The sequence below is a fragment of the Paenibacillus sp. 01L418 genome, assembly GCF_056400045.1.
Window position 1 is genome coordinate 1 of the sequence record NZ_JBFTSN010000161.1, and the last position, 12,820, is coordinate 12,820.

14 protein-coding genes are annotated in these 12,820 nt (G+C 46.7%); 1 reads left to right on the forward strand and 13 read right to left on the reverse strand.

The genetic code is table 11. The annotated features are described in order from the left end of the window. A partial coding sequence (locus AC1DSE_RS18880) for a hypothetical protein (RefSeq protein ID WP_477528027.1) occupies positions 1-288 on the forward strand: 288 nt, incomplete at its 5' end. An 84-nt stretch (positions 289-372) separates the two neighbouring features. On the opposite strand, the gene hisH is transcribed toward AC1DSE_RS18880, so the two are convergent. From hisH to AC1DSE_RS18945, 13 genes are all read right to left on the reverse strand, one after another. Further along, positions 373-990, reverse strand: coding sequence for an imidazole glycerol phosphate synthase subunit HisH (gene hisH, locus AC1DSE_RS18885; RefSeq protein ID WP_441886387.1), 618 nt, complete (start codon positions 988-990; stop codon positions 373-375). A 1-nt stretch (position 991) separates the two neighbouring features. After that, the gene (gene hisB / locus AC1DSE_RS18890; protein WP_372239028.1) at positions 992-1,591 is read right to left on the reverse strand and encodes an imidazoleglycerol-phosphate dehydratase HisB; all 600 of its coding nucleotides are present in this window, start codon (positions 1,589-1,591) and stop codon (positions 992-994) included. A gap of 171 nt (positions 1,592-1,762) precedes the next feature. Further along, the gene (hisD, locus tag AC1DSE_RS18895; protein ID WP_076270757.1) at positions 1,763-3,049 is read right to left on the reverse strand and encodes a histidinol dehydrogenase; all 1,287 of its coding nucleotides are present in this window, start codon (positions 3,047-3,049) and stop codon (positions 1,763-1,765) included. Between the two features lie 204 nt (positions 3,050-3,253). Further along, entirely contained in the window at positions 3,254-3,898 is a 645-nt protein-coding gene (gene hisG, locus AC1DSE_RS18900; protein ID WP_076270758.1) for an ATP phosphoribosyltransferase, read from the reverse strand. Beyond that, positions 3,895-5,127, reverse strand: coding sequence for an ATP phosphoribosyltransferase regulatory subunit (locus tag AC1DSE_RS18905; protein WP_477512236.1), 1,233 nt, complete (start codon positions 5,125-5,127; stop codon positions 3,895-3,897). Before AC1DSE_RS18905 ends, hisG begins: the two co-directional genes overlap by 4 nt. Before the next feature lie 195 nt (positions 5,128-5,322). Beyond that, positions 5,323-5,856 (reverse strand): acyltransferase, encoded by a 534-nt coding sequence (locus AC1DSE_RS18910; protein WP_179089910.1) that lies wholly within the window; start codon positions 5,854-5,856, stop codon positions 5,323-5,325. Beyond that, positions 5,849-6,514 carry a pyrophosphatase PpaX gene (gene ppaX / locus AC1DSE_RS18915; RefSeq protein WP_076270761.1) on the reverse strand — a complete coding sequence of 222 codons (666 nt, stop codon included), beginning with the start codon at positions 6,512-6,514 and terminating at the stop codon, positions 5,849-5,851. Before ppaX ends, AC1DSE_RS18910 begins: the two co-directional genes overlap by 8 nt. 23 nt (positions 6,515-6,537) lie before the next feature. Further along, positions 6,538-7,539 carry a prolipoprotein diacylglyceryl transferase gene (gene lgt / locus AC1DSE_RS18920; protein WP_441886373.1) on the reverse strand — a complete coding sequence of 334 codons (1,002 nt, stop codon included), beginning with the start codon at positions 7,537-7,539 and terminating at the stop codon, positions 6,538-6,540. A 21-nt stretch (positions 7,540-7,560) separates the two neighbouring features. Next, positions 7,561-8,499, reverse strand: a complete 939-nt coding sequence (gene hprK, locus AC1DSE_RS18925; RefSeq protein ID WP_076270762.1) for an HPr(Ser) kinase/phosphatase — start codon at positions 8,497-8,499, stop codon at positions 7,561-7,563. A gap of 121 nt (positions 8,500-8,620) precedes the next feature. Further along, positions 8,621-9,985, reverse strand: a complete 1,365-nt coding sequence (locus AC1DSE_RS18930; protein ID WP_477512235.1) for a DUF4179 domain-containing protein — start codon at positions 9,983-9,985, stop codon at positions 8,621-8,623. After that, on the reverse strand, positions 9,930-10,523 hold the full coding sequence (locus tag AC1DSE_RS18935; RefSeq protein ID WP_477512234.1) for a sigma-70 family RNA polymerase sigma factor: 594 nt from the start codon (positions 10,521-10,523) through the stop codon (positions 9,930-9,932). Before AC1DSE_RS18935 ends, AC1DSE_RS18930 begins: the two co-directional genes overlap by 56 nt. 201 nt (positions 10,524-10,724) lie before the next feature. Then, positions 10,725-11,846, reverse strand: a complete 1,122-nt coding sequence (locus AC1DSE_RS18940; protein WP_076270765.1) for an ABC transporter ATP-binding protein — start codon at positions 11,844-11,846, stop codon at positions 10,725-10,727. Positions 11,847-11,935: 89 nt separating this feature from the next. After that, a partial coding sequence (locus tag AC1DSE_RS18945; protein ID WP_477528028.1) for a PucR family transcriptional regulator occupies positions 11,936-12,820 on the reverse strand: 885 nt, incomplete at its 5' end.

Here is a 12,820-nt window from a genome sequence, read left to right on the forward strand (position 1 = left end):
CACTCGGCATTACTTAGGATTACTTGGAATCACTTTGATAAAACTGCTTGGATTAAGGAAGAAGCATCCTTACCAAGCAGCGTAGACTCATTTGTAAGTATGGAAGAAATAGCACGGTCATTATTAAATGGAATGCATTCATTCAGCAATGTTGGCAAGATTGAGCAGCCTGTGCTTGGCTTGATCGATCATTATCCAAGCACACAAGTACTGCTCACACACACATGCAAACAGGTAAACAGTATACAGGCACTATGCAATTCTCACACAGGCTTATCATCGCAATAGCCTGTGGGGCAAGCTTAAGCTTTAAGTCTTAAACGATTTAATTTGTTTAAGTAGTTAACTTGCTTGAATATCTATTGAAGCTTGTTATGCTTCGTTAATTTTAGTTAGTGCAAGAAAGTTGCCCAGCAGCTGCATGCCAAGCTCTCCGCTTTTTTCGGGGTGAAATTGCATGCCATATACGTTTCCGCGACCAACAATTGCTGTTACCTGCTGATAATAGTCTGTTGTTGCGAGCAGGTCGGAACTTACCTCCGGCTTCGCATGGAACGAGTGTACGAAATAAACATGCCCTTCGGTCAACCCATTAAATAGAGGCGATTGCTCTTGAAGGAAATTCAGCTTGTTCCAACCCATATGCGGAATCTTGTAATCACCTGTAAAACGGCTAACTTTGCCGGGAAGAAGATTTAATCCCTCATTCGTTCCATATTCGTCACTTTCGGTGAAGAGAAGCTGCATGCCAAGGCAAATGCCGAGCAGCGGCTTACCAGAAGCTGCATACGCTTTAGTCACTTCATCCATCTTCGTTTCCCGCAGGTTTTGCATAGCATCGCCAAACGCACCAACGCCAGGAAGAATCGCTCCGTCTGAAGCTGCAATCTTCTCGGGATCGTCTGTTATAACCGCCTCGTATCCAAGACGCTCAACCGCTTTGCTTACGCTGTGGAGGTTGCCCATCCCATAATCAATAATCGCGATCATCCTAGAGCACTCCTTTCGTTGAAGGCACTCCTTGTACGCGAGGATCAATGCTTGTTGCTTCATCAAGCGCTCGTCCAAGCGCTTTGAACACCGCTTCAATCATGTGGTGCGTGTTTTTGCCGTAATGTACGATTACGTGAAGCGTGATGCGTGATTCAAGTGCAAGCTTCCACAAAAACTCATGAACAAGCTCTGTCGAGAAGCTGCCTACTTGTGTGGATGGGTATTCGGCACGATATTCAAAGTGTGGGCGGTTGCTCACATCAATAATAACCTGAGCCAGCGCCTCATCCATTGGTACAAATACGCTAGCGTAACGCTTGATGCCGCGTTTATCACCTAGCGCTTCACGAAGCGTTTGACCGATGCAAATTCCGATATCCTCTACCGTATGGTGATCATCGATGTCGATGTCGCCGCGTGCTTCTAATTCCAGATTAAACTGGCCGTGCTTAATAAATAGATCCAGCATATGGTTAAAGAAAGGGACATCTGTATCAATCTTTGCTTCACCTGTTCCATCTACTGCAAAAGTAAGTTTAATATCCGTTTCATTCGTCTTGCGTGCCACCGATGCTTCACGTACGCGATTTTCCGACACTTTCATTCCTTCTTCCTATATGATTATGTTTGTTTTCATCATCTCAAATGCCCTGCCGCATAAGGGAATTCCAGCACATGCCGCTAAAGAGCATAAGAGTTATTACCTAGGTAATAACTCTCCTATACTTAATTGTTTGCCTAACAAATTTATCTTTTTACGTTAAAATGTTTACCCGCGTTCCTTCTCAAGACGAACCTCAATTGCACGAGCGTGCCCTTCAAGTCCTTCATGACGAGCCAGCGTCATGATTTTATCGCCATTAGCCATCAACGCTTCTTTACTGTAGTAAATCAAGCTCGATTTCTTCAAGAAATCATCAACGTTAACCGGCGATGAGAACCGTGCTGTGCCGTTTGTTGGAATGATGTGGTTAGGTCCAGCAAAATAATCCCCGACCGGCTCCGAGCTGTATGGCCCAAGGAAAATAGCGCCTGCGTTCTGAATGTAGCCGAGCAAACGCATCGGATCAACCGTCAGCACCTCTAAGTGCTCAGGCGCGATCTGATTAATAACGTCGATACCCGCTTCGAGCGAGTCGACCAGCAGTACAGCGCCATAGTTGTCGATGGAGCTGCGTGCAATGTCTTGGCGCGGCAGGGTGGACAGCTGACGCTCCACCTCCGCTGCTACAGCTTCCGCAAGCTGCTGCGATGGCGTTACAAGGATCGCCGATGACATCTCATCGTGCTCCGCCTGCGACAGCAGATCCGCGGCTACATACGCGGGATCAGCTGAATCGTCAGCAAGCACGACGATTTCACTTGGCCCGGCGATACTGTCGATATCGACGGCACCGAATACGGCGCGCTTTGCTAGCGCCACATAAATATTGCCCGGTCCGCATATTTTATCGACCGGAGCAATCGTGGCCGTGCCGTACGCAAGCGCGGCTATGGCCTGTGCGCCGCCGACCCGGTACATCTCCTTGACGCCCGATTCCGCGGCGGCAACGAGAATATACGGGTCGATGCCTTCCGTGCCGCCAGTTGCCGGCGGCGTCACCATAACAATTTCCGGCACGCCAGCTACCTGCGCCGGTATAACATTCATCAGCACAGACGACGGATAAGCCGCCTTGCCTCCGGGCACGTATACGCCGACCCGCTTGAGCGGTCGCATAATTTGCCCGAGCAGCGTTCCGTCCTGCTGCAAATCCATCCACGAGGTACGCATTTGCTTCTCGTGGAATACCCGAATGTTCACGGCTGCTTCGCGAATAGCCGTGAGAAAGTCGGCGTCAACATGCTCATACGCCGCCTGTATTTCCTCCTGCGTCACACGCAGCGACGCAGCGTCCAGCTTAACGCGGTCATGCTGCTCCGTATACCTCAGCAGAGCTGCATCCCCCTCAGACTTTACATCTGCGACGATCTTCAAAGCAGACTCATTTTGCTCAGGTGTCCCATACTCCACCTCACGCTTCAAACCAAATTGCTCCGCTCGCATAATACGCATATCATCCACTCCTTCCAATACTCACAAGGCTAATTATCCGTCCAGTCCAGCATGCGCTTCACTTGTCATGCCTCGTCTATACATGAAATGCTGCAAGCCCTGCTCTGCGTTTGCTCGTGCTTCAGTGACACTCGCCAAGCATCTCCCGCTCTTGCTAGGCTCGCTTTATCCAATCATGCTTTCTTCTTACTTTCCGCTCTCTTCCTAACCCCGCTTAGCCAGCGCTTCCTGCAAGCGATCACACAGTCCTTGAATAGCTTCATTCTTCATCCGGTAACTTACTCGATTCGCGATTAAGCGGCTCGTAATACCGAAGATCGATTCCATCTCCACAAGCCCATTCTCACGAAGAGTTTGGCCGGTTTCCACCATATCGACGATACGGTCAGCTAACCCGATCATTGGCGCAAGCTCGATGGAGCCATTTAGCTTAATGACCTCCACCTGCTGCCCGAGCTCACGGAAATACGCCGAAGCCACATTCGGGTATTTGGTCGCTACACGCGGATTCATAGTCGGCTTCCAATCCGGCATGCCAATAACAGACATCCGGCATTTGGCAATGCCAAGATCAAGCAGCTCATAAACATCTTTATTTTCCTCCATGAGCACGTCTTTGCCCACGATTCCAATGTCCGCTACGCCGTATTCCACATAAGTCGGTACGTCAACAGGCTTTGCCATAATAAACTCCATCCCTACCTCTGGAAGCTCAATGATCAACTTGCGCGTATCATCAAAGTCGCTAGGAATCGGAAGCCCCGCTTCACGGAACAGCTTGGAAGCTACCTTATAAATGCGGCCCTTCGGCATCGCCACTTTCAATATATCTTTTGTCGCTCCGCTCATGTGGCGCTGCCTCCTTTAATTCCGCTTCCGTCAAATGTCAGCAATGCTGTGTAGGCTACGCCTTTATAAGTAAACGATTGCTGCTGTGCCTTATTTTTAAGCTCATCAAGAAGTGCGTTATTCGCATCTACCCGCTCTGTTACAACGCTCGCACCCTGCCCGCGCAGTTCCTGTGCTTTAACAAGCGCCTCATTGCGTCCAGCTGTATCATAGATAACCAGTGTGCGTTCCGTTTCACTCTCAGCGCCATCGCCAAGCAGCTCCAGAATACGCGTCGTCTTGAGCGCAAATCCCGTTGCAGGAGCCGGTCTGCCGAACTGGGCCAGCAGGTTGTCATAACGGCCTCCACTTACAACCGGGAAGCCTAGATCAGCTGCATAACCCTCGAAAGTCATCCCTGTGTAATAGGAGAAGTCACCAATCATCGTCAGATCGATAAGCACATGCTCACAAACCCCATACGCCTTCAGCACATCCCATATTTGGCACAAATGTTGAATGGACGCCCGCGCTTTATCATCCACATTCAGCTGCAGCGCTTGATCACAAATCTCTTGCCCGCCGCGTAGACGCAAAACACCTTCCAGCTCTTGCTGAACGGATTCATCCACGGATAATCCACGAAGCTGCTCGCGGTAACCTACAAAATCACGGCCTAACAAGCAGCTCTTCAACTGCTCCTGCGCTTCTGCACGGCCTGGCAAGGATTGCTCCAGCAAGCCGTTTAGGAACCCAACATGCCCAATCGCGATCTTGAAGCGTTCAACACCGGCAGCTTTAAGCGACGCGATTGCAAGAGCAACAACCTCTGCATCCGCTTCTGCTGAAGAATCACCAACTAGCTCTACGCCCGTTTGGAAAAATTCTGCCTCGCGGCCCGCCTCTTCCTCTATCGCCCGAAACACATTAGAGTGATACGACAGACGCTGCGGAAAGTCCGCTTGCTTCAATAAGGACGACACTACACGAGCGATTGGCGACGTCATATCAGAGCGCAGCACCAGCGTTGTTCCACGATTGTTAAGCAGCTTGAATAACTTCTGATCGGATGTAGAGCTGGCTACACCCACTGTATCGTAATATTCCATTGTTGGAGTTATAATTTGTTCGTAGCCCCAGCCCTGCATGCAGGCAAGAACCTGACGTTCAATATGACGCAGCTTAGCCACTGCACTTGGCAAATAATCTTTAACGCCTATCGGCTTCTCAAATACTTTTGGTTTAGACATCCAATATCACCTTCGTTTACTTTAGTGGTTTAAAGCGATACCATGTTACCATGCTAACAAATTAAAGAGTTTAGTCGTAATATTAGCATGAAAAGCTTATTTTCGTCAAGTTGAAATCGATCCGTTTTACGTCAAAAAAGAAAGCCTCGACCGGCTGCGAGACGAACTCGCACGGACGAAGCTTTCCATAGCCCATTAGTTTAAAATGTTGCGCACATTCTCATCAAATTCGCTTGGCACGACCATTTCGCTTCGTCTAATTTCCCGCATCGGATTGCCTCCTACAAATGCATAAGCAGGCACATCCTTATGGACAACTGATCCAGCAGCTACAATGGCATGATCGCCGATTGTTACACCTGGCAATATCGTCGTATTTGCTCCTATCATGACATGAGAGCCTATCACGACGTCGCCGAGACGATACTCCTTGATCAAATATTCATGAGTTAGAATGGTTGTATTATATCCGATAATTGTATTATTGCCTACCGTTATACGCTCGGGAAAAAAGACATCGACCATGACCATAAGTGCAAAAGCGGTATGTTCTCCGACCTTCATGCCGAGCAAACGGCGGTAAATCCAATTTTTTAACGGAAGAATCGGACAATAGCGCGCTAGCTGGATGCAAATGAAATTACGAACCGATTTGAATCGGCTGACCGTTGAATATACTTGCCACAGCGCGTTTGGCCCTTCCACCGGATATCGTTCAACTTTACGCAAATGTTTCCCGCTCCATTCCGACAAAGGAATAGAGATCGCGCATGTCGTGAATGACATGATGGGCTCCGGCATCCTTAAGGATTTGCTCGCCTTTTAGCGACCAAGCGACACCAACTGCTATCGCACCTGCTGCAATCGCCGACTCGATATCCACTGTGCTGTCTCCAACCATAATGGTCGTTGCCGGATCTGCGCCGAGCAGACCGATTGCTTTGCTCACTGGTTCTGGATGCGGCTTAGCATGAACAACATCATCAATCGTTACAATGGTATCCACGAAGTCGAACAGCCCAACGTATTTCAAGCCGCGTTCCGTTGTCAGACGCATTTTTGTCGTAACGACGCCAATTTGGATACCTTGCTTATGCATCCGCTCAATAACTTCTATGACGTAATCAAATGGTTTTACATATTCATCATGCAAACGCAGATTAACTTCGCGATACGCTGCCACAAGATGTGTTACTTCATCCAATCCCGAGAATAGCTTCATTTGATCCGTAAGCGGCTGTCCCATGCTTGGAATAATATGCTCTCTTCCGAATCCTTCTGGTGCTACGCCTTGTAAAGACTCTATGAACGAGCGGATGATAAGCTCATTGGTGTCGATAATCGTGCCGTCCAAATCGAACAGCATCGTTTTGATATTGCCCGTCATCGATAAACCTCCCTAAATTACATTTAACGCTTGCCAGCCTCATCATCTTTTTTAGTGCCAACAGGTTGGTCTTTGCCCTTTTTCTCAGAATCCGATCCCACGTTACGCTCTGGCTTGCTAGTCGTAATTGGATCAAGGTAATGAGCGGATGCAAGTCCCGTCTTACGTCGCACGATAATAAGTACAACCGCACCAACGATTAAAAGCAGCGCCAGTACTTGTGAAATCCTTATGTTGCCGTACGCAGGATCCAAGTAACCTTGTTTGAACAATACCTCCATTGGAGTCCAGAGGCCATTAATAAACGATGCCAGCCACGATGGTCCTCTAAATGCAAGACTGTCCGTACGAAGCGCTTCTATAAAGAAACGGCCGATTGAATACCAGATAAAGTAGCTGGCCATCAGCTCGCCTGCGCGCAAAAACTTTTGGCGGCGAAGGATGAACAATATAGCAATACCGACCAAGCTCCATACGGATTCATACAAGAAAGCCGGGTGACGGTATTCACCTTGAATAAGCATTTGATCCACGATAAACGATGGTAAATGAAGTGTATTGCGAAGGAAAGACTCGCTAACCACGCCGCCATACGCCTCTTGGTTCATGAAATTTCCCCAACGACCAATCATTTGACCTGCAAGCAGTCCAGGTACACAAATGTCTACCAAACGCCAGAAGTTATAGCCTTTATAGCGGAAATAGAAGAACCCGCAAATAAAAGCTCCGATTATCGCACCATATATCGCGATACCGCCATTCCATATTTTGAACACATCTACAAAGTTGCCTTTATAATCTTCCCATTTGAACGCTACATAATAAATTCGCGCTCCAATAATGGCGGAAGGGACGCCGAGCAGCAACAAATCCATGAAAAAATCCGGCTTAATTCCGAATCGTTTACCTTCTTGCACCGCGAGAAGCAGCCCCACTAATGCCGCTGTTCCCAAAATAATGCCATACCAATGCACTTCAATAGAGCCTAATGTGAAGGCAATTGGGTTTAATATCAATGTCTTCATTTAGTTATATCCCCTTTAGGTTCAATCGTATTCGTCCATATCATCAGCGATCGTTTCCGTAAGCTTATTCGTAAACTGCAGCGCCGCATTGTAACCCATTCGTTTCAAGCGGAAATTCATTGCTGCCACCTCGATGATGACCGCTAAGTTACGACCGGGTCTTACTGGCACAGTTACGAGCGGAATGTCCGTCTCGATAATACGGGTCGTTTCTTCATCCAAGCCAAGGCGATCATACTGCTTGTCCTGCTGCCAGTTTTCCAGCTTAATGACAAGGCCGATACGCTTCTGCGTCCGAACTGCCCCTGCGCCAAAAAGTGTCATTACATTAATAATACCCAGCCCTCTAATCTCGAGCAGGTGACGAATAAGCTCTGGCGCACTGCCGTGCAGCTGCGCATCGGAGGTTTGCATAATTTCTACTGCATCATCAGCGACAAGCCGGTGTCCGCGTTTGACAAGCTCTAGCGCCGTCTCGCTTTTACCGATGCCGCTACCTCCAGTAATAAGCATTCCAACGCCGTATACGTCAACAAGAACGCCATGAATCGTTGCTGTCGGAGCTAGCTTTCTCTCCAAAAAGTCCGTAATTCTGCTGGACAAAATGGTTGTAGCCACATTGCTTCTGAGCAGCGGAATTTGTTTCTCATTACATTGATCTACAAGCTCTTGAGGCGCTTCCAGCCCTCTTGTCAAAATAATGCAAGGTGTATCCTCGTTGCATAAACGAACCATACGATCCTTGCGCTCTTCACCGTCCAGCATATTTAGGAACGAGATTTCCGTTCTTCCAAGCAGCTGTACGCGCTCACTTGGATGGTAGTGGAAATATCCAGCCATTTCGAGTCCAGGCCGATACAAATCATCTACTGTAATGGCACGCTTCATTCCATCCTCGCCCGCAATAATCTCAAGCTGAAATTGTTTAACGAGCTCAGATACTTTCACTTTTTTCGGCATCGTAGGGCCTCCCTCATATGACAACTGCTATTGTGTATATGTATGATATTTTCCAATGTCTTCATCGTAAAGGAAAAAGGCGCTGAACGCAACGTTTCCTCCGCTGCTCAGCGCCTTCGACTTATTTTATCGGTATACTTATCGGTTTTAATACATAACCAGGGTACTGCTCAATACTGAATGTTAACGGCTGCTTGTAATCTGCTGCTGGAATTCGATAAACATAGGTCACTTTATCTTCATTTGAATTCCACTGCACCCCCCGATTATCTGAAATAGGGTAGGATAAACCAGCACCGTCCTTGAAGGTGCCGCCGTGCGGAAATAATGTATAGCCTGGCTTCTTGTCGATCTCATCCTGGCTTAGCAAATCAAACTTCACTTCATACTCACCATTTAGCAGCTCTTTGCTGGCTAATAGAAGCCTATTATTCGGTGATGATAAAGTTTCTATTTTATCCGTATCCACCGTGATGCTTAAATTGTTTTCCGACAAATACAAACCGTCCGCAATTAAAGTTAACTTTTTGGGCTTAACGAAATAGCTGCTCTTAAAGTGAAGGGTAATTGATGTATTAGAATCGCCAAATGCAGAATTCGACTCATATCGCCTGCCTTTCTCATCGACAAGCGCTATATTTATAAAACCATTTGCGTGTTTGTCATTAGTTGCATCTGCTTCGATTGTCACTGCTATTTGAAGCGGTGTGATAACAGCATTTTTCACCGTAAAACGTTGTCCTCCGACCTCAACCTTATGCTCGATCGAGATTTCTTCACGCATCCCCTCGAATCTTTTATGCTCAATTGGAAAATCAACCTTTAGCCACTGACCGCCAAGCAATAGGCTGAATTGCAAGCTCTCCGGCATTTTAGAACCTTCGCCCATTAGTATATCTAAATATTGATGGACAGGAACGCTTGAACCCTCGGCATCATCATTCGGATAATGCGATGAACCAATGGAAGCGACCAAATCCTTACCATCACTCGTTTTTAATTTATACTCCAGAAATCCTGTATTGCCGTTAATTCCTGGTCCCTCTACCGTATACAGAATAGCCATACGCTGATCATCGGCTATAATACCATCAACCATAAAAATGTAACCGTTTTTCTCGTCCGAGAGCTTTATAGGCTGTATGAAATCATTTTCCATTGCTGTAATCAAGGACTTATCTCCCTGAATCAACTCAACAAACCCGCTGAAACCCGGAATTTCCTTCACAATAGAAGCAAACACAGGAGATACGCGAACGAACGCGGTTAGAAGCAGGATTACACTTAGCCCTGCAGCAATCATGCTCACACTCCATCTTTTTCTGTTTCTACGTATGGATCGCTTCCGCCCCTGCTCAATTCCACTTCGTATTGCTGCCTCCAGCGCCAGCTCCGGCATCACAACAAGCTCCTGATTCACATGGTCAATGTCACTTCGCAGCGCCTGATTGGCTTGCCTGAACGGCGTCTCCTTGGCCTCGCTCATTTCGTATCTCCTCCTTCATATGAGCCATATCTGCTCTTAGTCCTTTTAATGCTTTGTTCAGCCACGTTCGAATGGTCCCATCAGGCTTCTCCAATAGCTCAGCAATTTCCGTAATCGTCATATCACGATAATATTTGAGTGTTATCACCATACGATAGTTAACCGGAAGCAGTTGAATCTGCGCAGCCATATCAAGGCGTGCTGCTGTCTCATCGTACTCAACTGTCTTTTCCCTCAAATCATATTGCTCGGCTATCGAATCGGTAGGACGCTCCCTTGTTTGCTTCTTCTTAGCATCCATACACACACGGATCAAAATACGAATGGCCCACGTTGTAAAAAATTTCGGCTCCCTTAATGTATGCTTTTTCGTCCATATCCGGCAAACCGTTTCTTGTATAGCCTCCAATGCATCCGACTCATTTCGCATATATGAATAAGCAATCCCATACATTTGAAGCTTATCTAGATCAATACGCTGCAGCAGCGCCGTTTCATCGCCCCGTATAGCCGCTTCAGCCCACTCATCCTTATTCATGCCTCTTCCCTCCTGCCCAGGCTCCCTCTCATTTCTTCTACATTATTATTCCTGTTTTGTATTAGACAGCCGAAGCATGGAAACGGTTTTGTTTGACTCCTATTTATTTAATCGCAACAGCCATTTCGACAAAAACGACCTCTAGTTAAAATAAAAAAAGAACGATCGGATAATCCGACCGTTCTTCTTCCATACTATTTATTAAGCTTCGAAAATGTTAAGTTCTGTCGTTTTGTCGAACAAGTGTACTTTGTTCATGTCAAGCGCAAGCTTAACAGTTGTGCCATCACGTAGACCAGAGCGGCCGTCAACACGAGCGATAACTGTGTCAGTGCCGATACCGTTCAGGTACAAGTACATCTCGTGACCAAGGTTCTCAGCAACCTCAACATTTGCGTTCACGATTGTTTGTGGGGATGCTTCCAAGAATACTGGCTCTTCGTGAAGATCCTCTGGACGAATGCCAAGAATCACTTCTTTGCCGATGTAACCTTTCGAGCGAAGCGATGCTGCTTTGCCTTCTGGAACAACTACATCAACGCCGCTTGCTTTGAAGCGAAGCGCTCCGCCTTGCTCTGTAAGCGAACCACTGATAAAGTTCATCGATGGAGCGCCGATAAAGCCAGCTACGAAGATGTTAACCGGGTGGTTATACAGTTCTTCTGGTGAAGCTGTTTGTTGAATGAAACCGTCTTTCATAACAACGATACGGTCACCCATTGTCATTGCCTCGATTTGGTCATGCGTTACATAGATAGTTGTTGTTTCAAGACGTTTTGTAAGCTTGCTGATTTCAGCGCGCATTTGTCCACGAAGTTTCGCGTCCAAGTTGGAAAGCGGCTCATCCATCAAGAATACTTGTGGCTCACGAACGATTGCGCGTCCTAGAGCGACACGTTGACGTTGACCACCGGAAAGTGCTTTTGGTTTACGGTCAAGCAAATGCTCGATATCTAGAATTTTAGCAGCTTCACGAACACGTTTGTCGATGTCTGCTTTTTTGAATTTACGAAGTTTAAGGCCGAAAGCCATGTTTTGGTAAACGTTCATGTGCGGGTACAACGCGTAGGATTGGAATACCATCGCGATGTCGCGGTCTTTAGGAGCTACATCGTTCACAAGGCGGTCGCCGATGAACAATTTGCCTTCGGAAATTTCTTCAAGGCCTGCAATCATACGAAGAGTTGTCGATTTACCGCAACCAGATGGTCCGACCAATACGAGAAACTCTTTGTCTTTAATATCTAAGTTAACGTCAGTAACCGATGCTTTGTCAGTACCCGGGTATTTTTTGTAAATGCCTTCTAAACGTACGCCTGCCATGATAATTTTCCCCCTAGAAAGAAATTTCGTTATGCCTATATCTTATCCCACTGGGGAGCTTGTGACTATGCACATACTTTACAAAAAAACTAATTTCTTTTCGTAACTTTGTACAATAGTAATATAATTTTGACTAGTACGGCATCCCTAAACTGACGAACATCTAAACCAGTCTCTTGTTTAAGCTTGTCTAAACGATATAATAATGTATTTCTATGAATGTATAATTTCTTCGCTGTCTCACTAACGTTGCAATCAAGCGTAAAAAATGTTTCCAATGTACTCAGCATTTCTGATTCAACGAATAGATCCGCTCTTTTTAACGACTGCTCCAAATATCTCGCACGATGGACTTCAGGAATTGCATTCAACAAACGTTCCAACTGAAGCATCCACGGCAAATAAATATTCGTTCCTACATGGAATTTTCGGCCAAGATTAATCGTCTCCCGCAGCAGCATTGTCGTCTCAATCATACCTTTTGCTGGTGATGATGGATGAGCAACTGCGATGTGGCATTCACCAATCCACTCACTGGCAAGCATCTCATGCAATCCAAGCCCAATCGAAGCTAGACTATCCTCAATCGTCTCTTCCTCCTGCTCATCGAAAGCATCGGAATCCTCATCTCTCAGCAAGGACATCGAACCCCATATCAGCCATTCCTGGCTCTTGAGCGGAATAAGCAAGACATCGTCGGACATAAATGAACGCAGAAGTTTTTCTAATTCAGAATAGGTTGCATGCTTCGTGCCAGACTGCTCTGTAACGAGTAAGAAAGGTATCATTTCATTAAATAAGCGACTGCCAACGGTTAAATGATCAGGTAAGGAATATGCGGGCTCATCCGATTCCAACTGCTTCTGAATCCAATCTCCAAGCTTAAGCGCTTGTCTCTCTGATTCAGAGAGCGCCGCATTTTTTTTCTCCATTAAATGTCCGCGGTTAAGCTGCAATGTCCAGCTTATCAGTTC